Origin of the sequence: Dactylosporangium darangshiense (assembly GCF_039537565.1) — a bacterium.
Lineage (GTDB): Bacteria > Actinomycetota > Actinomycetes > Mycobacteriales > Micromonosporaceae > Dactylosporangium > Dactylosporangium darangshiense.
In genome coordinates, this window is record NZ_BAABAT010000035.1 from 98,118 (window position 1) to 118,012 (window position 19,895).

The 19,895-nt window shown below is 72.4% G+C and carries 14 protein-coding genes; 3 read left to right on the top strand and 11 right to left on the bottom strand.

What is annotated here, in order from left to right:
• Window positions 1-21: 21 nt before the first annotated feature.
• Genes ABD901_RS41985 through ABD901_RS42015 form a run of 7 tightly spaced genes read right to left on the bottom strand, consistent with a single transcriptional unit; the run spans window position 22 to window position 12,540 of the window.
• The gene (locus ABD901_RS41985; protein ID WP_345136339.1) at window positions 22-1,389 is read right to left on the bottom strand and encodes a hypothetical protein; all 1,368 of its coding nucleotides are present in this window, start codon (window positions 1,387-1,389) and stop codon (window positions 22-24) included.
• A complete protein-coding gene (locus tag ABD901_RS41990; protein ID WP_345136341.1) occupies window positions 1,371-2,486 on the bottom strand; it encodes a hypothetical protein in 1,116 nt (371 codons plus the stop codon). Before ABD901_RS41990 ends, ABD901_RS41985 begins: the two co-directional genes overlap by 19 nt.
• Window positions 2,483-4,552 carry a TRAFAC clade GTPase domain-containing protein gene (locus ABD901_RS41995; RefSeq protein ID WP_345136343.1) on the bottom strand — a complete coding sequence of 690 codons (2,070 nt, stop codon included), beginning with the start codon at window positions 4,550-4,552 and terminating at the stop codon, window positions 2,483-2,485. Before ABD901_RS41995 ends, ABD901_RS41990 begins: the two co-directional genes overlap by 4 nt.
• A complete protein-coding gene (locus ABD901_RS42000) occupies window positions 4,533-4,715 on the bottom strand; it encodes a hypothetical protein (protein WP_345136344.1) in 183 nt (60 codons plus the stop codon). Before ABD901_RS42000 ends, ABD901_RS41995 begins: the two co-directional genes overlap by 20 nt.
• Window positions 4,700-7,126: a hypothetical protein gene (locus ABD901_RS42005; protein WP_345136346.1), complete on the bottom strand. Its 2,427-nt coding sequence runs from the start codon at window positions 7,124-7,126 to the stop codon at window positions 4,700-4,702. The genes ABD901_RS42000 and ABD901_RS42005 overlap by 16 nt, the downstream gene beginning before the upstream one ends.
• On the bottom strand, window positions 7,123-10,302 hold the full coding sequence (locus ABD901_RS42010; RefSeq protein ID WP_345136348.1) for a tubulin-like doman-containing protein: 3,180 nt from the start codon (window positions 10,300-10,302) through the stop codon (window positions 7,123-7,125). The genes ABD901_RS42005 and ABD901_RS42010 overlap by 4 nt, the downstream gene beginning before the upstream one ends.
• Before the next feature lie 9 nt (window positions 10,303-10,311).
• Window positions 10,312-12,540: a choice-of-anchor X domain-containing protein gene (locus tag ABD901_RS42015; RefSeq protein ID WP_345136350.1), complete on the bottom strand. Its 2,229-nt coding sequence runs from the start codon at window positions 12,538-12,540 to the stop codon at window positions 10,312-10,314.
• 604 nt (window positions 12,541-13,144) lie between these two features.
• On the opposite strand from ABD901_RS42015, the gene ABD901_RS42020 reads away from it, so the two are divergent.
• Complete coding sequence (locus ABD901_RS42020) at window positions 13,145-14,131, top strand: aldo/keto reductase (protein WP_345136352.1); 987 nt, start codon at window positions 13,145-13,147, stop codon at window positions 14,129-14,131.
• 68 nt (window positions 14,132-14,199) lie between these two features.
• Here ABD901_RS42020 and ABD901_RS42025 read toward each other — a convergent pair whose 3' ends face one another.
• The 3 genes from ABD901_RS42025 to ABD901_RS42035 are packed head-to-tail and all read right to left on the bottom strand — an operon-like array spanning window position 14,200 to window position 16,769.
• Window positions 14,200-15,306 carry a hypothetical protein gene (locus ABD901_RS42025; protein ID WP_345136354.1) on the bottom strand — a complete coding sequence of 369 codons (1,107 nt, stop codon included), beginning with the start codon at window positions 15,304-15,306 and terminating at the stop codon, window positions 14,200-14,202.
• On the bottom strand, window positions 15,303-15,812 hold the full coding sequence (locus ABD901_RS42030; RefSeq protein WP_345136356.1) for a SigE family RNA polymerase sigma factor: 510 nt from the start codon (window positions 15,810-15,812) through the stop codon (window positions 15,303-15,305). The genes ABD901_RS42025 and ABD901_RS42030 overlap by 4 nt, the downstream gene beginning before the upstream one ends.
• Window positions 15,813-15,821: 9 nt before the next feature.
• Window positions 15,822-16,769, bottom strand: a complete 948-nt coding sequence (locus ABD901_RS42035; protein ID WP_345136358.1) for a TolB family protein — start codon at window positions 16,767-16,769, stop codon at window positions 15,822-15,824.
• Between the two features lie 871 nt (window positions 16,770-17,640).
• Between ABD901_RS42035 and ABD901_RS42045 the strand changes: the two genes are divergently transcribed.
• Entirely contained in the window at window positions 17,641-18,129 is a 489-nt protein-coding gene (locus ABD901_RS42045) for a DivIVA domain-containing protein (protein ID WP_345136360.1), read from the top strand.
• 19 nt (window positions 18,130-18,148) lie between these two features.
• On the opposite strand, the gene ABD901_RS42050 is transcribed toward ABD901_RS42045, so the two are convergent.
• Window positions 18,149-18,892 carry a hypothetical protein gene (locus tag ABD901_RS42050; protein WP_345136361.1) on the bottom strand — a complete coding sequence of 248 codons (744 nt, stop codon included), beginning with the start codon at window positions 18,890-18,892 and terminating at the stop codon, window positions 18,149-18,151.
• 332 nt (window positions 18,893-19,224) lie between these two features.
• Here ABD901_RS42050 and ABD901_RS42055 point away from each other — a divergent pair, with 332 nt between their 5' ends.
• Window positions 19,225-19,635, top strand: coding sequence for a hypothetical protein (locus ABD901_RS42055; protein ID WP_345136362.1), 411 nt, complete (start codon window positions 19,225-19,227; stop codon window positions 19,633-19,635).
• Window positions 19,636-19,895 lie beyond the last annotated feature (260 nt).

The window sequence follows — 19,895 nt, forward strand, 5'->3', positions numbered from 1 at the left end:
GCAGGACGGCGGCGAGCGCGGTCAGAAAGGCGGCGTCGAGGGTCTGGAAGTGTCGGAACCGACGGCCCGGCTCGTAGCGAATCGCTGCTGCTCGGCCCCATGATCGCTCCGACGGTCCGGGTGCCGCGGCAGGTCGTGGGCGACGTCATGGGTTTCGGCGCTCGGTTGGGCCGTCGCGAAGAGCAGGCCCAGGGCCACGAAGGCGATCATGAAGCTGACCCCGTCCGAGGCCAGCGGCAGCGAGGCGACCGACGGTGGCACCGAGAAGCCGGGGATCTGCCCGGCCAGCGGTGCCAGCACCGAGACCAGCAGCTGGCCCCCGAGTGCGGCGGCCCAGACCCGGGCGAACCTCCCGGGCTTGTCGCCGGGCGGGGGCGGGGCGATGCGCAGCACCCGGTGCAGCATCAGGCCCACCTGCACGGCGAAGACCAACGCCAGCAGGATGACGGCCCGGACCGCGAACGGGCCGGCCACCGCGCCCAGCGACGGGCCGTGGCCGTCCTGCCAGACGCCGACCAGGTCGCGTGGGGCGTCCGTCGGCGGCTTCGTGAAGATGCCGTACGGGTCGATGACGCGGAACACTGCGCCGACCCCGACCGCGACCGCGGTGCCGAGCGCGACCGGGCGCAGCGTCAACCACCACGTCGAGCCCCACACGACGCGGCCGGCGGCGATCACGGCACCGGCGCTCGCGCCCGCGGTGAGCGCCGCGGCGCCCGGGTCGCGGGTGAAGGCGTACACGGCCAGCGGGGGCACCGCCACCACGTGGACGCGGATCGCCTCCGGCGGGACCCTGCCGCTGCGCATTGCCCACCACAGCGCCAGCGCGCCGGCGAGCGCCGCGGCCAGGCCGGCCGCCGGGAGGCCGTCCTCCCAGCGAAGCCTCGGACCGTTGTTCGGGTGGGGCGTGAGGATCACCGCGGCGATCGAGCCGACCAGGAGCACGCCGACCAGGACCGCCCAGGCGACCACGTGGACGCGACGGCGGCCGACCTCGCGGACGGCGAGGAACACCAGCGTCGCGGCGAGGAACGCCAGCCACTCGCGGGCCGGCGCCGTGCTGCCCTTCTGGCCGGTGAGGCGCAGCAGGAAGCCGAGCTGGGTCAGCAGGATCGCGACCAGCAGCACGCCGCGCAGCTCGGAGGCGCCGGCGCCGGAGCCCACGTCGCGGGCGGAACGCGTGACGGTGGCCAGGAACAGCCAGCTGCACACGCCCACCCCGGCGAAGACGCTCCAGGCGATGAGCGGCGGGGACGGGTTCGCGTAGACGGCCCAGGTCAACGTCAGCAGCAGGGCGGCCCCGGCTTGCAGGAGGGCGCCGGCCACGTCGTCCGGCGAGCGCACGTCCTGCAGCAGCGCCCGGCCGACGCTCACCACGATCCCGCCCACATCAGGAACAGCACGAACACGAACGACACGACCGCCATGCCGAAGACCAGCAACGGGTACTCGGCCCGCTCCGAGACCGGCTCCGGTACGCCGCGGCCGGCCGGCACCGGCACGGGCTGCACCAGGGGCGGGCGCGGCGGCACCACCGTGGTGAGGGGCGGGTGCCCGACCGGAGGCGCGGACGGCGGCAGGGCCTGCGGCGGTGCGGGCACCACCGGCGGGGCGGCCGGCACCGTGACGACCGGAATCGCGGCCACCGTCTCGGCGACCTTGGTGGCGGTCTGGCTCGGCCGCATCGGCGCACGGGCGGGCGGGCCCGAGCTCGGACGCCCCTCGCCGGGCTCGAAGACCGCGTCGAGCCGCATCTGTGCGTCCGTGCGATACCTGCTGTCGACCAGGTCCGGGCGGGACAGGTCGATCTGCGCGCGGTCGCGGGCACCGGGGCTGTTGCGCGCCGACCTCGCCGGGACGAACACGAAGCGCGGCAGGTCGCCGTCGGTGTCGCCGGCCTCCGCGGTCGAGAAGGTCCACGGTTGCGCGGTCTCCTTGGCGAAGCACGCGTGCACGGCCCAGAGCAGCACGCGCGGGGACGCGTCCGCGGCGACGATGGTGAACCGGCGGTCGACGCCGCCCGCATGGAGCATCGCCGCCACCAACCTGACCGCCTGCGCCTCGTGCTTCCGGGCCTCCGCCAGCAGGGCGGATTCGTCGTCGCTCGCCGAAATCAATTGCTGCGGTACATCTCGAAACGGGCCGGCGCCGTAGTCGCCCGGTTCCTCGTCGGTGCGCAGGGCGATCGCGGCGTCGAAGGTCAGCACGTCCGGCGGGCCGATGAGGACCCGCGTTCGCGCGGAGTCCCGGTTCTTGCCGTCCTTGACCGGCCAGCGGTGCAGCAGGGCCGCCTGGCCGTCGTCGTAGTGCAGGTAGCAGGTGCTGCCCGTGTCGTGATGCCCGTTCGGTAGGAACACCCGCGTCAGCAGCCGCTCGTACCACAGGCGGTCATCCTGGCGGGACATGGAGCTGTACGTGACGTCCGTCCCGGACTTGCCCCGCTCGTCTGTCCACTCGAACACCATCGTGTGCAGTTGGGCGCTCATCCGCCGCTCCTCATCAGCTCGTGGGGCCGCCCCGCCGCCATCGGGGGCAGCACGCCCAGCTGCAGCAGCAGGGCCAGCAACGGCTCGAGGCAGCGTTGCGGGCGGGCGCCGCGCGGGAACTCGCCGTTGACCTCGTGCGCGCCGGTGGCGGACGCGAAATGCAGCGTGCAGTCGCGGATCCGGGCGAACGGGGCGAGCAGGCCGGTGCGGCCCCGCCGCTGCAGGTACGCGTAGGCGTCCCGGCTCTCCTCGACGACCCGGTCCCAGTGGATCGGCGCACGCCCGCCGGAGCGGGAGCGGATCCAGCGGTCGACCGGCTCCTCGAACCGGGCCAGGTCGCTCTTGGTGACCACGATCGCGGCCGGCACGTCGAGCTTGCCGTCCGGGCCCTGCCGCGGCGAGAGCCGGTCGAGTACCGCGCCGAACGTCGAGTCGACCGTGGCCGGCTCCGGGTCGGCGACGAACAGCAGCGCGTCGATCGCCGAGAGGAACTGCGCGGCCCGGCTGCGCTGCCGCTGCGGCATCAGGGTCTCGCCGGCGACGTCGAAGAACATCAGCGGCCGGCGCTGCGCTGCGATGCTGAGCACCAGACCGTCGGTGAAGTCGACGTCGGACACCACCTGGGTGTGCTCCAGCGCGCGCAGGCCGTCGTAGAGCCGCGAGACCTGTTGCTCCATGAACTCGGAGTGCCACGCGATGTCCACGGCGCCGGCCAGCACCCCGAACTCGGACAGGGCGTCGCCCTCGATCTCGCGCATGATGCCGGCCAGCAGGTGGCTCTTGCCGGCGCCGGAGCGGCCGACGACCGCGATGTTGATGGGCTTGCCGCTGCGCAGGTAGGCGGCGGGCAGGTAGTGCTCGGGGGTGTCGCGGGACGGGTTGGGGCAGCGTTGGAACGCGTGGCGCAGCCGGGCCTCCCGCTTGTCGGGGTCCACGATGGTCCGCACGTCGATCGGCTGATCCTTGCCGTCGATGACGGCGCGCAGGTCCACGCCGGTCCACTGCACGCTGTCAAGGCACCGGTAGCAGCGCCGCGGCGCGAACTCCGGGCGCGGTGCCGGCGGCGGCGGTGGCGGGGGCGGCGGCTGGCGGAACAGGTTGCCGCGCCGCTGCGGCTGCACGACCGGCTGCGGTGCGGGCGACACCGGCTCGGCGGCGGCGCGGGCGACGGGCGTGGAGCCCTTCGCGGCCATGAGGTCGTCGAAGCGGCGCCGGGCGGCGGCTAGCCCGCCGTCGCCCTCGACCGGGTCGCCGATCGGCGCGCGCACCGACAGCCGGGCGAGCACCTCGACGGCGGTCGGCCGGCGGGCGGCGAGTGGCTCCAGCATGTCGCCGAGCAACGCGCCGTACCGGTGGCCGAGGTGCGCCGGGCGGGGATGGTCGTCGGGCACGCCGGAGATCATCCGGCCCAGGAGCACCGCGGTGCTCCACACGTCGTCGCGCGGGTCGATGACGCCTTCGCCGGCCCGCTGCTCCGGCGAGCTCCACGGCGCCTTGCCGACCGGCTCGCGCGGCTCGCCGGTGAGCGCGGCCAGGCCGAGGCCCGCGAGGTGGGCGTGGTGGCCGTCCCAGAAGATCACGTCGGGGCCGACCGCGCGGTGGGTCACGCCCACCGCGGCGAGGCGGGCCAGCGCGGTGAGCACGTCGACGAGGACCTGGTCGATGTCCTCGTTGAGCAGCCGGGTCAGCTGGCCGCTCAGCGGCACGCCCGGCGGGGGCTGCCACAGGACGAACGGCTCGTCCACGTCGACCTTGTAGCCGACGATGGGTGGCAGCACCGGCAGCAGGTTGCGCTCGCCGAAGCGGCGCACGAGCCGCAGGCCGGCGCAGATCTCCGCGTCGAGGCGCCGCTCCCACGCGTCGCGCTCGTCCGTGCTTCCGGTGCCGGTCAGCCGGCGCTGCAGGATTCGCTGCTCGCCGGCGCTGACCGTCACGTGCCGCGACCGGAACGCGAAGCCGCGCCCGCCGTCGTGCGGCTCGTCGGCCTCGACGGCGACGGTCCAGGCGACCTCGTCGCCGTGCGGGGTGGTGAAGGTCAGGACCTGGTCACAGACCGCGTTCGACACCTGTTCCTCCTTTCGTTTCGGTCTCGGCGCCGGCGGGGCCCTTTGCCGCCCCGTGCCGCGGTGAGTGGTGCCACCCCTCGAAGGTCGACCAGGCGGCGTAGGCGGCGATCATGAGCAGCACGATCCCGAACAATGCGCGCAGCGTCGTCAGCGGGACGTCCATGACGGCCCCTCCCCCGGTCGCACCGTGTCGCGCTCCAGCTGGCCGAACTCGACCCCGGTGCGCAGCGGCACGAGGTGCAGCACCCCGGCCGACGTGCCGGCCGCGGTCCACACCAGCTCGCCCCGCCCGTCGGTGAACGGCGCCTCGACGTCGACCGGCTCGTTGCCGGCCGGGTCGGCGAGGACGTTGCGGGCGCTGCGCGGCGCGAACGCCACCGTGGCCGCGGCGCCCGGGTTGCGGCTGAGCAGCTGCACCTGGTCGTCGGAGCACAGCTGCTGCACCGGGCGGCCCGACGCGATGGCGCGCCGGAAGGCGTCCAGCCCCCGCCACCAGGTCGACACCAGCTGGGCCCGGCCGGGGCGGTCGGGCCAGTCGGCGGGCGGGTTCTGGATGCCGTCGCGGCGCACGTACCGGTCGTAGGCGTCGGCGAGGGCCCGGGCGCGCTGCCCGACACGCTCGGCGACGCCGTCGCGCTCGCCGAGCCGCACGTCGGCGGCGCCCCGCTCGACGCAGGCCAGGACGAGCCCGACGAGGTCGTGCCGGACGATCGCGTTGACGCTGCCGACCGTGGCCACGTCGGTGCGCGCCGAGCGGCCGGGCCGCGGGTCGGTGCGCAGCTCGGCGGCGTGTGCCTCGAGCTCGCCGCCGAGCGTGTCGAGCGTGCCGCCGAACGCCCGCACGGCGTTGGAGGCGCTGGTCAGGGTCTCGGAGAGGGTCCACTCCTCGGCGGCGGCGTCGTACACCGCCGTGATCGCCCGCCACAGCCGGCCCGGCTGGTCGGTGGCCAGCTCCGAGCGCCAGGCCCGGACCACCAGGTACCACCACAGCCCGATCGCGGTGAGGGCGACGACGGCGCCGAGGCCGACGGCGCCCCAGGCGAACGCCTCCGGCACCGGTGGCTCGTCGCCGACGGCCGGCAGCCGGCCGGTCAGCACGCCCCAGGCGACCGCCGCGGGTGCGACGGCCGCGAGCAGCAGCACGACGGTGACGATGCCGGTGTCGCGCAGGGCGGCCCGGCGCACCAGGCCGATCCGGCGGCGCCGGCCGCGCAGCAGCGCGGCGCCGAACACGAGCAGCAGCACCACGCCGACGCCGCAGGTGATGGCGCCGATCCGGCCGATCGGCGACCACAGCGCCGGGACGAGCGCCAGCAGCGGGGCGAGGAAGATCAGCAGCGGTACCGTGAACGCCTGGAACCCGCCCGGGATCGGCGGGACCTCGCCGAGCTTCGTGAGCTGCTGGTCCGGGCAGGACCTGTCGAGATCGGCGGCGCGCACCCGGCTGCCGGCCGGGCGCAGCTCGCTCGCCGCGGCGAACACTTCCAGGACGAGCGTCTTGAGTGGCCGGCCGGCCTCGATGCCGGCCACAACCTCGCGGCGCACGGCCTCGACCGCGCTCGCCGGCTCGTCGGCGTCCGGGCCGGGGCCGGGCGGCAGGGCGATGCCCAGGTCGCGCAGCCGGGACCGGCGGTGCCCGTCAGGGCCGGCGTCGCCTTCGATCAGCAGGCCGCGCACCGCCTCCCGGTACTGGCGCAGCGCCTCGGCGGCCCGGGCGAACAGGGTCGGCACCGGCGCGCCGGACTCCGGCACGAGCGGCCGCCAGGGCCGCCCGGCCGTCGCGACGGTGCGGGTGAGCGACTCGACGGCCCGCTGCGCGTCGGCGCGGGCCTGCCCGACCGTCCCGCCCGGCGCCGTCGGGGCCACGCGGGGGAACCGGCGGGCGAGCTCGCCGCCGAGCCGGGGCAGCCGCTCGCCGGTGGGCTGGGCCGGCACGATCCGGTCCGCGGCGCCGTTGATCGCGCCGACGGCCCGGCGCTGTGCGGCGACGAGCAGGTCGTCGTCGACGCGGGTGGAGACGACCCGCACGCCCGGGACGGCGACGCGCGACGGCATCTTCGACGTGTGCTGCGCCGCCTCCCGGAAGACCTCCATCGCGGTGAGCGCCTCGAGCAGGTCGGCGAGGTACGTGTCGTCGCCGTCGACCGCCTCGAGGGTCACGGTGGACGCCGGGCCTTCGCCCGGGTTCCAGCTGACGCCGCGCTCGTCGCCGACCCACAGCACCGTCGTGGACTCGTTGCGCAGGATGGACGGCAGCCGCACGGCGACCCCGCCGTCGCCGTCGGCCATGCCGACGGCGACGCAGATGACGTGCCGGACGGTCTGGGCGTTGAGCACCATCGCCAGGGCGTCGCTGTGCGCGAACAGGTCGCCGGCCCGGTCGATGACGACGATCCGGCCGAGCTCGACCCGGTCGGTCGTGCGGTCGGTGTCGGCGGTGCCGGCGGCGATGCGCTCGCGGACGTACTCGTGGAAGTTGCGGCGGCCGACGAGGAGCTGATAGTCGGTGCGCAGGTCGACGACGAGCGTGCGGTGGTCCGGCAGCACCTGGCCGGCGTGCGTCGCGGTGGTCACGCGCGGGTCCTCCCCTCGGAGTTGCCGCCCCGGCCGCGGACCGTGCGCTCGAGCGCCTCGAGCGTGTTGCCGCTCGGCGCCTGGCCGAGGAAGGTGGCGCGCCGGGCCGCGGCGAAGGTGTCCTTCCAGAAGGCAAGCAGCTGCTCGCAGTGGTGCCGGGTGCCCTCGGGCGTCACGTCGAGCATCTCGGTGAGCACCTTGATCTCGCGCTCGGCCACGACCTCGACGAGGTTGGTGTACAGCGGATCGGGGTCGCTGATCTTGGTGGACAACCCCTCCGGCACGCAGTCCATGAGCTTCTCGCAGAAGTTCAGCCGGATCTCGCTGCTGTCGGTGAGCGTCCACTCCTCGTAGGCGCGCAGGATGCTCCCCCACGACGAGGCCTCGCCGAAGGACGACAGCTCCAGGCGCATCGCGCCGGACGTCGAGGCGCCCTTGTGCGTGGTGACCAGGATCGCGTCCGGCGAGTCCTTGTCGCCGAGGCAGGTGACCTGCCCGTTCCACATGGCCGCGAGCAGGTGCTGCAGGATGCCCACCCGGTGCCGCTCGGTGGTGGCGAGCCAGTCCTGCTCGTGGCCGAGCCGCTGCCGCCAGGGCAGGTAGTGCTCGCGCCGCGGCGAGCGGGTGGCCTGCGACCAGTCCAGCAGCACCTGCCGGACCTCGGCGACCTCGGTCACGCCCATGCCGGTGCGCACGAAGACCACCGTGATGAGCTCGGTGTCCACGGCGTAGAACTCCGGCTCGGCCACGCGGTGGCCGTAGGGCAGCTTCAGGGTGGAGCGCAGGAAGCGCTCCGCGTTGTCGTCGCGCACCGCCGCCGGGTACACCACGAGCGTGCTCAGCGTCCCGGTGCCCTCGGGCACGAACGCGGCCGGGACCATGCCGGCGAGGGTGGACACGAAGTACTGCACGTCGTTCTCGTTGACGGCGCCGTCGCCGCGGTTGGCCGCGGCCCGCAGCAGCTGGCTCATGTGCGGCAGCAGCGGCCCGTCGCCCTGCTCGCCGTCGCGCAGGATCTGCACGACCTCCTGCTTGAGCCGGCCGAGCAGGATCTGCACGCCCTGCTCGGGCCCGCGGCCAGGGGTGAGGCTGTCGACGAGCGCGGCCCGCCAGCCGTCGGGGCCGAGGATCGCGGCGATGAGCTCGCCCTCGGTGGCGTTGGGCCGGACCTTCTTGGCCGGGTACCGGTCGGCGAGGCGGCGCAGCATCCGCTCGTAGGTGAGCTCGAGGTCGCCCCGCGGCGGCAGGAGGTAGGTGACGCCGACCCGGGAGCGGTACAGCTCGTCGGCGCGCTGGTTAAACTCGTCCTCGCTGTCGCGCGCGTGCGCGTCCAGCTCCTCCACCAGCGCCTTGAGCTGCCGGCTGAAGCGCTCCAGCCGTGGATGCCAGCGGCCCCGATGCTCGTTCCAGGCCGCATGCCAGCAGCGGTTGGTGCGGTACCGGTACCACTCGTTCTGCTCCTCGACGCTCTTGCGCGCCGCCGGATGCGCGACGGTCGCCCGGATCACGCCGAGGCTGTTCTTGATCGCGCCGACCTTGGGCGCGTTGATGCTCCAGTCGGGTGAGGGCGGCGTCGGCGGCTGCCGGCGCGTCTCCATGACCCCCTCGACGCCGAGCTTGTCGATCTGCTCGGCCAGGGCCAGGTCCCCGCACACGACCCGCTTGAGCCGCAGCAGGTGGGTGTCGCCGAGCACGCCGAGGGCGCCCTCGACCGGGTTGAAGTCGCGGGCCAGCTCCGGGGTGAGGCGCACCAGGCTCTGGTCGAGGCTGGCCAGGCCCTCCTCCATGCGCCGCACGCGGGTGCGCAGCATGTTCACGATGTCGGTGGCGCCCTTCACCGCCGCCGGCTCCTGGAACGGCTGCTCCGCCCGCTCCCAGACCGCGCCGATCCCGGCGCCGTTGAAGAAGCGGTGGATGTGCTCGCGGTTGGCCTCCTCGCGGCCCGGCGGCGCGGGCAGCAGCTCGCGCACGCCGCGGGCCAGCATCCGCCCGGCGAACATGTCGGCGAGGTCGTCGAAGGGCACGGTCAGCGAGCCGACCAGGCTGGTGGAGACGCTGCGCTGGCCGATGCCGGTCTTCGACGGCGTCTGCCGGTCGGTGCTGCCGTTGATGAAGGTGGCCGCGAACGACTGGCTCTCCGCCGTCGCGCCGAGGCCCTGCTTCGGCTGCTCCAGGCCGACCAGCGACATGATCAGCGCGACGATCGAGCGGTGCAGGTCGTCGCGCTCGATGCCGGCGGTCTTGCTGAACAGGAACGCGGTCTGCATGGCGCCCAGCCGCATCTTCAGGTCGCCCTCGCCGGGGTAGCTCACGTGCAGCCCGCGGTTGACCCGGCTGCCGGTCATCGCACCGTACTGCCGGGTGTCCTGGTTGAGGTCGTCGATGAGGCGGAACAGGTCCAGCAGCGACCGGCCGGCGTTGAGCGAGGCCGGCATGCCGCCGCCGCGGCCCTCGTCGAACGCCGAGGGCATGAGCACCAGCGGGTAGATGTTGGCCTGCACGTTCGCGCGGGCGAACGCCGAGTCGATGATGTGCAGGTAGTCGTAGAAGATGCCGGCGCCGGTGCCGCCGACGACCGAGAACGCCACGAACACGTCGACGGGCTGCAACGCCGCGTCGCGGTCGCGGTTGAGCACCATCAGCTCGGCCGCCGAGGTGCTGATGGCGCCGATCGCGTTGGTGATCGGGTGGCGCACCGAGTCGAGGTTGTTGGAGATGGTCTCGAAGATCGCCGCCCGCCCGACGGTCGGCAGCTGGCCGGCGCCGAGCTTCAGCGGCACGACCATCGGCTCGTGCTCGGTGTCGGGCAGCCAGCTCTCGACGAAGCCGTGCCCGCGGATGCGCAGGTTGCGCGCCACCTGCGGGTAGCTGTCGAACTGCGGCAGCAGGTCGTAGGCGTAGGCGGCATTGCGGGTCGCGACGTCGGCGAACGATTCGTTCGGCACCGAACGGCGCCGCAGCCGCGCGAGCTCCTCCTGGCTCAGGTCGGCGTAGATGAACTGCAGGCAGTGCGGCAGCTCGTACGGCTGCAGGTGCTGCAGGTTGAACTCCTCGCCGCGCAGCTTGAGCCCGTCTGCGCCGCACAGCTCCTCCCGGAGCCGCCGTTCGAGCTCGGCGCCGATCCGGCAGCCGGTGCCGCCGAGCCCGACGAACATGAGCGGGTGGTACAGATGCATGGGGGTCCCCTATAGGTATGGGTCGGCGGCGCTGACGGTCGGCGCGGTAGGCGCGGGAATTCCGGAGTCGGGAATCTGCTGTGCGATCCGGCGCGCCGCGATCGCGTACTGGGGCAGGTGGGGCAGCTCGACCGCCGGGCCGGCGAGGTCGATCTCGAGGGGCTCCGGCCCGCCCGGATGCTGCAGCAGGACCGTGCTCTGGTCTTTCAGGCGGGCGAGGTAGCCGCCGGTGCCGGGCTCGACCGACTGCAGCGCGGCCAGGTCGTAGCCGGCCGTGGGGATGCGGATGTCGAACTCGAACCGCGAGACCGAGCGCTCCACGTCCAGCACCGGCAGGAGGGGCTGGCCGTTGTGGTACAGCGTGAACTGCAGGCCGCGCAGGTTCGCCGCCCGGACCCGGCCGACGACCAGCGCGACGACCACGATGGCGGCGACGAGCAGCAGCACCCCGGCGGCGATCAGCGGCCACTTGTACTTCTCCAAGGGGCCCGGCTGCGGCTTGACCGTCACGCCGAGCGGGGTGTTGGCGATCACGTCGTTGCTGGCCGCGTCGACGAGCTGGAGCACGCCGCCGGACGGGCCCGTGGCGCCGCCGGAGAACGCGAGGCTGTACGTGAACTCGCTCTTGCCGGGCGCCGCTGTCGCGGTCGCCGGCGAGACCGAGACCGAGCCGCTCGTGTTGAGGTCCTTGAGCACCAGGCGTACCTCGTGCGGCTTGGTGTCGGTGTTGTTGAGCTGGACCTTGCCGGAGCGGCTGGTGCCGGCGACGGCGTCGGAGCGGTCGACGGCGATCTGCGCGTTGACCAGCTGTACCTTGCCGGGCGTGAACGTCTGCGCGTGCTCGTCGACGGCGACGCCGGGGCCGCTGGCGGAGCCGCGCACCGTGTACTGCCCGGAGGCGTTGGCCGGCAGCTGGAACGAGGCGCTGTAGAAGGCGTCGTTCGCCTTGGCGTCCGGGCCCTTGCCGTCGTCGAGCAGCGCCACGGTGGTGTCGACGCCCGATCCGGTGAGCCTTGCCGAGAACGCCAGGCCCGCCAGGGTCTTGGGATCGGTGATCTCGGCGGAGCGGGTGTGCGGGCGCATCACCACGGTGAAGGTCTGCCCCGGCGCGGGGCTCGGCGGGTCGAGGACGAACACCGAGCGCAGCACGCCCTGCCACAGGGCGCTGGCGGTGACCAGCTGGCCCTCGATGCCCGACGGGGCCTTGAGCTGGACCGTCCACTTACCCGGCTTCGGGTTGCGGATGCGCAGCGCCTCGACGGTACCGCTGTTGCCGGCCAGCTCGAACGTCGAGCCGTCCGCGGTGCCGCTGGTCGGCGCCGCGTGCCCGTCCGGGTCGAGGTAGGTGACCCGGACGCCGGGGTCGGCCTTGTACACGGTGATCGTGCCGTCCGTTGCGATCGCCGGGATCGTCACCTCGAGCGTGATGTCGCCGCCCGGGCGCAGGGTCTCCGGGTCGGCGAACGAGTTGCCGAGGCAGCGGCCCTTGGCGAAGGCCTCCTGCATCGCCTGCAGCAGCCGCGCCCCGCCGGCGTCCTGCACGATCCTCGCCTCGGGCGTGAACTCCTTGCCGTCGGCGCACTCGGCCCGCCCGCCGCCGGCCGCGAACTCCTGCAACATGCCCTGGTCGACCGAGCCGAAGCCCAGCGGCCACACCTGGACGTCGCGCTGCTTCGCCGTGGGCAGCACGTGCTGGCGCAGCAGCTCGATCGCGTGCTGCTGGCGCGCGTCGGCATCCGGGCCGTAGTCGGAGTCCTTGCGCACGTCGAGCTGGCCGTCGGTGAGCAGCATCAGCAGCTTCGGCCGGTCGTTGTCGGTGAGCACCGAGATGCCCTGCTCGAGCGCCGCGACGAAGTCGGTGTCGGAGCCGTCGCCCTCGCGGCGGTTGATGTGCTGCTGGATGCACTGGCTCATCGTTTCGCGGTCGGCCGCGCCGGCGCCCGGCGACAACACGCACCGGTCGCTCTCGATCGCGGCCTTGCCGGAGCCGCGGCTGGCGAAGCCGAACACGGTGATGCGCGACTGGGGCGAAAGCTCGCCCAGCGCGATGATGGCCGCCGCCGCCTTCTCCTGCGCGATGTCGGCCGGAGACAGGCTGCCGGACTCGTCCACCGCCACGGCGAGGTCGATCGGCTGGACCTCGCCCTCCTCCGCGGCCGCCGGCGAGGCGACCGCGAACACCCCGGCGCACGCGATCACGGCAAGCAGCACCACGCGCGCGGAACTGGCTCGCGTCACGGTTCCCGTCCCTTCGTCCCAGATGGCTGCGAGCCCGGCGCGGCAGGGGCCGGCCGGGTTCGCTGCTCTCTGACGGACGGCTCGTGGCCAAGAACCACTGGGAGCCGAACGGACGACCACGAACGGGTGACACTCGCCGCGCCGCAGCACCTGGGACACGCTGTGTGCCACTTTCCCGGCCGGACGCCCGGACGATGCTGCGCCGCCGGACGGTCCTGAAGGGCCAGCCGACCGGTGGACACGTCGCTACACTGAAAGCCGGTATGCCGGGAAGGCTGGTCGGCGTCTGCAGCGCAAAAGGCGGCAGGAGGCTCGGCCCCTCACGGCCCGGCTACGGCCGCACTCCCCTGCGCACCGGACCCACGCCGGCGCATGGGCGGGCGTCCGGTCTCAGTTGTCTCCTCGGAACAGGTTCCTGGCCACGGTGATCGCCGACATGGCCTTGGGCCAGCCGGCGTAGAACGCCAGCAGGTAATGACAGAACCCCTCTCGGCCCCGGCCGGGGTCGTAGCGTGAGGGACATGGACAACCGGGATGGGGCTGCCACAGTACGGTGGCAGCCGCCGCATCCCCGAGCCTGACCATGACCGCTAGGGAGCCATCCATGCAGCACCGCACGCTCGGCACCGGCCTGACCGTCTCCGCGATCGGCCTCGGCGCCATGGGCATGAGCCAGAGCTACGGCCCCGGCCCCGACCGCGACGCCAACATCGCCCTGTTGCGCGCCGCCGTCGAGCGCGGCGTCACGTTCTTCGACACCGCCGAGGTCTACGGCCCGTTCGTCAACGAGGAGCTCGTCGGCGAGGCCCTCGAGCCGTTCCGCGGCGAGGTCGTCATCGCCACCAAGTTCGGCTTCGCGTTCGACGCCGACGGCCGTCAGGCCGGCCTGTCCAGCCGCCCCGACAACATCAGGCGCGTCGCCGACGCCTCGCTGCGCCGGCTGCGGGTCGAGGCCATCGACCTGTTCTACCAGCACCGCGTCGACCCCGACGTGCCGATCGAGGACGTGGCCGGCGCCGTCAAGGAGCTCATCGAGGCGGGCAAGGTCAGGCACTTCGGCCTGTCCGAGGCCGCGGCCGGCACCATCCGCCGCGCGCACGCCGTGCAGCCCGTCACCGCGGTCCAGAACGAGTACTCGCTGTGGTGGCGCCGCCCGGAGGCCGAGGTCATCCCGGCCTGCGCCGAGCTCGGCATCGGCCTGGTGCCCTACAGCCCGCTCGGCAAGGGCTTCCTCACCGGTACGATCACCAAGGACACCGAGTTCACGGCCGGCGACATCCGCACCAGCATCCCGCGGTTCGACGCCGAGGCCCGCGACGCCAACCAGGCCCTGGTCGACCTGCTCGGGACCGTCGCACAGCGCAAGGACGCCACGCCGGCCCAGATCGCCCTGGCCTGGCTGCTGGCCCGGCAGCCGTGGATCGTGCCGATCCCGGGCACCCGCCGCCTCGAGCGCCTCGACGAGAACATCGCCGCCGCGGACGTCGACCTGACCGCCGAGGACCTCCGCGAAATCGAGGATGCGCTCGCGGAGATCGACATCCAGGGCGAACGGTACCCCGAGCACCTCGAACGCCTGACCAACCGCTGACCGGGCGGTCAGTCATGGCTCCCACCGTCTCGTGACCGGCCTGCCGCCGGCCGGCCGGCCTTGCCGGGTCAGGGCCGGTAGTGCAGCCGCGTGTCGCCGGTCTCGGCGGCCGGGAGCGGGTACGTGCGCAGCAGGTGCCAGTCCTTGTCGTACAGCTTGGCCTGGTTTCCGGAGATGACCACGGCTCCGTCGGCGCGGAACCACGCGTGGCTCAGCTGGCCGAGGGAGACGCGCTGCTTCGTCACCGTGTCGTAGACGAGCGTGGTGGTGTACACATGCCGCGGGTCGCTGTTGACGTCGCCCAGGGCGAGGTAGCGGCCGTCGTCGGAGACTGACTGCACCGATGTCGGGCAGCCCGCGTGGGCGGTGCACTCGCTCAGGCCCGCGACCGACACCGTCCGCGGTGAGCTGCCGTCCGCCTTCGTGATCTCGATACTGTCCTGGACGCTCGGGGAGCCGTACGCGCGCAGCGTGCCGCTCGGGGAGAAGACCAGGTACGGCAGCGCCCCCACGGACGTGGTCGCTGCGGTGGCGGCGTCATAGCGCTTGCCGTCGGCGATCACCGCCGTACCGTCGGGGGTCCAGACGGCCGTGCTGCCGCCGGCGAATTGCACATTGTGGGCGAGAATCCGGCGCGCGCCGCCCGCGGCCACCACGACCAGGTCGCCCGGGACGATGGAACCGGGGTCCGGGGACGTGTTGGCGACCACGCGGGTGCCGTCCGGCGACGGGCTGGCGTAGACGTCGTGGTCGTTCGCCGTACCGAAACTCGTGGTCTGCGGGGTGCCGTCGACGTAGCGGTGCAGCACGATCGGCTTGCCGGGCTGCAGCGTCAGGTACGACAGCACGCCGGGCAACGCGTCGGGCGGCATCCCCACCTGCGACGCGGACGTGGCCGGCGACGGCGCCTCGGACGACGGCAACGGCGACGGCGGCAGCGAGGGCGAGGCCGAGGTACCCAGGACCGGCACCGGTGCCGCCTGGTCGCGCAGCTGCAGCACGGTGAGGCCGCCCGCGAGGACGGCGACGACCGCCACGGCGGCGGAGGTGGCCATGGCCCGGCGGTTGCGGAGCCGGCGGGAGCGGCGGTCCACCCGCTGGCGCAGGCCGTGGAGGTCGGTGCCGTCCATGTCTGCGGCCAGGTCGGCGAACTGGTCGTACAGGTCGCGGTTCACGGGATCATCCCCTCCGTCGCCAGGTCCGGCAGCACCTTGCGCAGCGCCCCGAGACCCCGGGACAGGTGGCTCTTCAGCGTTCCGACCCGGCAGCCGAGCAGTTCGGCGGCCTCCGCCTCGCTGCGGTCCTCGAAGTAGCGCAGCACCAGCGCCGCGCGCTGCCGGGCCGGCAGGGTCAGCAGGGCCTGTCGCAGAGCCAGCCGGTTGGCCGTGTCGCCGGCCTGGTCGCGGCCGTCGCGGCGCTCGGGCAGTTCGCCGGGCAGCGCCTCCGGGACGCCTTTGCGGCGCCACCGGCTGACCTGCAGGTTGTACATGACCTGGCGGGCGTATGCCTCGGGGTTGCCCCCTTCGCGCAGTTTCCGCCAGGCCCGGTGCGTGCGGGCGAGCGCGTCCTGGACCAGGTCCTCCGCCAGATGCCGGTCACCGGTGAGCAGATACGCCGTGCGCAGCAGCGCCGGGGTCCGGGCTCGGTAGAAGGTCTCGAAGTCGTGCTCGTCCTGTTCCATCGGCGGCGATTATGCGGTGTAGAAGAGCTTTCCGTTGCCCGGCGCCGGGAAGGTACCGGTGACGTGCCAGGCCGCGTCGACAACGCGCAGGTCGCGGGCGGTGTGGACGATCGCGCCGCCGCTCGCGGTGAACCAGATGTGCTGCACGTCTCCGAACGCCGCAAGGTCGACCGGCTTGCCCGAGCTGGTGTCCAGGACGAGGTGCGCCTCGGTGACGTTGCTCGGGTCGGTGTTGCCGCTGCCCAGCGCCACGTAGCGGCCGTCGTCCGAGACCGCCTGGACGGCGAACGGGCAGGCCGCCCGCAGGCTGCACTCGGCAAGCTTCGAGATGTCGACGACCCGCTTCGCGCCACCGCCGGCCGGCGCGACGATGATGGAGTTCGAGCTCGTCGCGTACGCCAGCGTGGCACCGCCGACGGAGTAGGTCAGGTACGCGGGATTCCCGGTCAGCCCGGCGCCGGCGTGGCCGCCGCCGCTCACGTCGTACCGCACGCCGCCGTGGACGACGGCCTTGCCGTCAGGCGTCCAAGCCGGCGCGTTGCCGCCACCCCCGATGACCTGGCGGGCGAGCACATGACGCTGCCCGCCCGCCTCGACCACGACGAGATCCCCGGGCGCAACGACTCCCGGGTCGGGACTGCGGACCAGGGCGAGGTGCCGCCCGTCGGGCGAGGGCACGGGCAGCATGTCACCGTTGCCGGCGGCACCGAAGGAGACGCTCTGACCTCGCCGCAGCAGCGTAATGGCCTTGCCCGGCTCGAACGTGAGCACCGACAGCGTCCCGGGCAACCCGGCCGGCGCACTCTCCTGCACCGCACCCGACGGCACCGACGCCGGCGCAGAGCCCGCGGCCGACGACGCCGCACCGGAAACCGGCGCGGGCGTGGGCGATGCCTGGCACGCGCCGAGGAACGCAACGGAAACGAACAACGACAGCACGACGGTGGAGCGGTTCATGGCGGCAGCCTTCCTAGGAGGTCCTTGATGGACAGTCGACCGCTACAAACGCCGCCCTGCGCCGATCGGGTTACACGGTTGCCGCGCTGGTTTCCGACACTTTGTGCCGACCCGGCCGAACTCGTCAACGGTCCCGCCCGTCCCGGCTGCGGCTGCGCTGATCGCCGTCCCACCCGCGGCCGGCGCCGCGAGCGCGTCAAGCATGACGGCGCGTTCGCCCTGCCCTGTTCGAGCCGAACGCAGTAGTCCACGCTCACGCTGACCAGCAGCGCCACCTCCTCACGAACATCGGCGGCACCTCCCCGCGAACAACCCTCGCCCAGTTCTCTCGTCTCCCTCCAGTACGGCGGGCGGGACGCACACCCCGCAGACGCAACGCCGCCCCGGGGGTCCGGGGCGGCGCGGTCTGTGCTGCCAGGTCAGCGGTTGCGGAACGCTTCCAGCTACGGTCGGTGACGGACCTAGGCGGCGCGGAGGTGTCCGGGTCCGATGAGCGGATGCGGACCCAGAAGGCCCCAATCGATCAAAGGGTTGCCGCAGGCGCGTGGCCACCGAGATCAAACCTGCCGCGAGGATGTCTGCGAGTTCCTGCAGTGTTGTCGCCTCGTGCCAGCGAAGTTCCCAGAGCGGCAGCGGCGAGTTCTCCAAGGGGTCCAGGACCAAAACCTCGGAGTGGTCCAGCCATTCGTCTGCCATTCTCCCCCTCCAGATGGATCGCTGCAGGAAGCAGCCCACCTCGATGGTCCCCCGGCTCATGCGGCAGTGCAGCCGACGGGTTCCCAGCGCGGCGTCCGCTTTTGCCGCATTGTGCGCGGCGCACTCCGCGACAGATAGCTGGCGGCGGGTTTGACAGGGTCGCAACACTGAGCTGATGATCTCCTTCGAGTTCTCCGTGGTGCTGCGCGGATACGACCCAAAAGCTGTGGATGCGCTTCTGGAACCGGCCGTCGCCGCCCTCACGACCGTCGACGAGAGTGCGCGGGCAGACGCAGTCACCGCATTGCACCGCGCGAACCTGCCCGTCGTACTGCGCGGGTTCGACCGGGCGCAGGTCGACGGCGCGATCGCGAGTCTGACCGCTCAGCTTGAGGGTGCACCCGGGTCAGAGCCAGACCCAGACCTGTCGGACGGTTGGTCGGTGCACATGGCGGAGTTCGACGTGACCCTGCGTGGCTACGATGTGGCTGCCGTGGACCGGCTGGTCGAGCAGGTCGGCCAAGCGCTGACATCCGGGAGCGCCGCTGCCCGCGCCGAGGCTGCGGTCGCCGTGCGACAAGCAGTCTTTGCGGTCAAGTTCCGTGGGTACGCGCGGCACCAGATCGATCGGTTCCTTCAACAGGCAGCACGGGAACTCGCATAGGCCGTATCACCGCAATCGATCAACAGTGCTGTGTGATCACCAGATCGTCGATGAACGTGTCGTAGTCGGGGTGGCCCGGTCCGATAATCCATTTCGGTCGGGTCGATGGTGCTGAGGCGCTGAGCCGTGCCAGTAGCTCGCGATATGCCTGGTGTTTGGGTGCACGGCGGTCCCACAGCAGGCATGGGCCCGGGACCTGGACCGAGACCTGCTGGCGCGGTCCGGTCACGACGATGCTGAACAGTTCCTCGACGTCGAGCAGGCACAGCGGCGATGTGGCGTTGAGCGCGAGCGTTGCGAAGGTCTGCCTGATGGTGGGTGATGTCAGGAAGAGCCGGCTCTGTTCGCTGGTGGCCGGCGTGAAGTCGAACATCCAGTGCTCCGGCAGCAGTGACGAGCCGTCGGAAACCCCCAGGTAGACCAGGGCGACCCGCACCCGGGTCGTTCCGTCCGGCCAGGGGCAGCGGACGTCGCGGTGGTCGGCGGCCGCGCTGTCGAGGTAGCTGCGCAGCCGGTCGTCCTGCGGGAAGCACAGCGACAGGTCGAAGCTCGACGCGTAGCGGTCGGCGACCACGTCGGTGAGTACCTCGGTCCGCCCGGCCTTCCATCCATACGACCCGGGCAGCCTCATCACGGTACCGTCGGGCACGATCACCGTGGTCTGCTCGTCTCCGTGCGGGTCGCACAGCGCAGCGACTGCCGCAAGGAAGCCGACAACATGGTCGCGATGGACGTACAGCTGGAAACTGTAGTCAATGCCCATCGCGGCTCCTCGCTGTTGGCAACCGGCGCCGAGCCTAGCGAAAGTCGCTCGCAGCGGCGGCATTTCACGCTCGGTTGGAAGGCTTCGGCCCTCGAGTGCACGCGGAAACAGCGGTTCCGCCTCGGGCGCAACCAGCGATCGTTGCGCCGGCACCGTGCGCGGACTTGCCGCAGTTGGTGCGCGGCGGCCCGTCAGCCTTCGTTACTGCCGGTAGCAGGCTCGGCGAAGGTGAGGCTTCCTGTTCTGCCGATGTGCGGTTGCGCATCACGTTCACGCAGCAGGCATCAACATCGAGTGGGCCGCTACCCGCGAGTTCTGGTTGAATGCCACGCGTGGTCGACCCCGTGGACGACGCGGCTCACCAGCGCTCGGCTACACGGCCGCGGCGCGTCGTGGCGCTAGCGGTGTTACTCGTGATTGGCGGCATCTGCATGCCGGCCTTTGCCGTCGTTGCCGATGTCGGCCCGTTCTGGGGTTTGCCGGCGTGGACCTATGCCGTCCTCAGCCCGGTCTACCTGACCCTCGCCTGGGCAGTGGCGCGGGCAAGGACATGGGCGTGGTGGATCCTGGTCGCTCTCCACAGCACCAACGGCGCGTACCTCCTGTTGAGCGCAGCGTCGATGAATGACGCAGCTGCGGGTCGGGATCTCATCTGGCCGGCGGTCTACCTTGTCGTACTGACCAGCCAGCGCACGAGGGTGTGGTTCGGCATCACGCACAACAACGATCCGATGCCGTCATGAACAGACCAGCACCGCGACGGTGCACCGAAGAGTTGACCATTGACGTGCACGCTTCTGCCGCGGGTGCTGCGCGGCGGCAGACGGTGCTCGTCACAGCGGGTGACGGACACGGCGGGCCCGAGGTTCCCTGTCTTGCCGAAAGTCGCGCGTTTGTCTTCATAACGGCCAACTACCCGCTGGCGTGCACGCACGTCTACGACATCAGGCCAGGTCTGTCGGTCTGCCGCAGTACGAGATCTCGTGGCCTAGGTCCATCTCCT

Excerpts from the sequence above, each read along its gene's own strand:
- ABD901_RS41990 (WP_345136341.1), bottom strand. The coding sequence starts at position 2,486 with ATGAGCGCCCAACTGCACACGATGGTGTTCGAGTGGACAGACGAGCGG.
- ABD901_RS42000 (WP_345136344.1), bottom strand. The coding sequence starts at position 4,715 with ATGGACGTCCCGCTGACGACGCTGCGCGCATTGTTCGGGATCGTGCTG.
- ABD901_RS42010 (WP_345136348.1), bottom strand. The coding sequence starts at position 10,302 with ATGCATCTGTACCACCCGCTCATGTTCGTCGGGCTCGGCGGCACCGGC.
- ABD901_RS42020 (WP_345136352.1), top strand. The coding sequence starts at position 13,145 with ATGCAGCACCGCACGCTCGGCACCGGCCTGACCGTCTCCGCGATCGGC.
- ABD901_RS42030 (WP_345136356.1), bottom strand. The coding sequence starts at position 15,812 with ATGGAACAGGACGAGCACGACTTCGAGACCTTCTACCGAGCCCGGACC.
- ABD901_RS42035 (WP_345136358.1), bottom strand. The coding sequence starts at position 16,769 with ATGAACCGCTCCACCGTCGTGCTGTCGTTGTTCGTTTCCGTTGCGTTC.
- ABD901_RS42045 (WP_345136360.1), top strand. The coding sequence starts at position 17,641 with ATGATCTCCTTCGAGTTCTCCGTGGTGCTGCGCGGATACGACCCAAAA.
- ABD901_RS42050 (WP_345136361.1), bottom strand. The coding sequence starts at position 18,892 with ATGGGCATTGACTACAGTTTCCAGCTGTACGTCCATCGCGACCATGTT.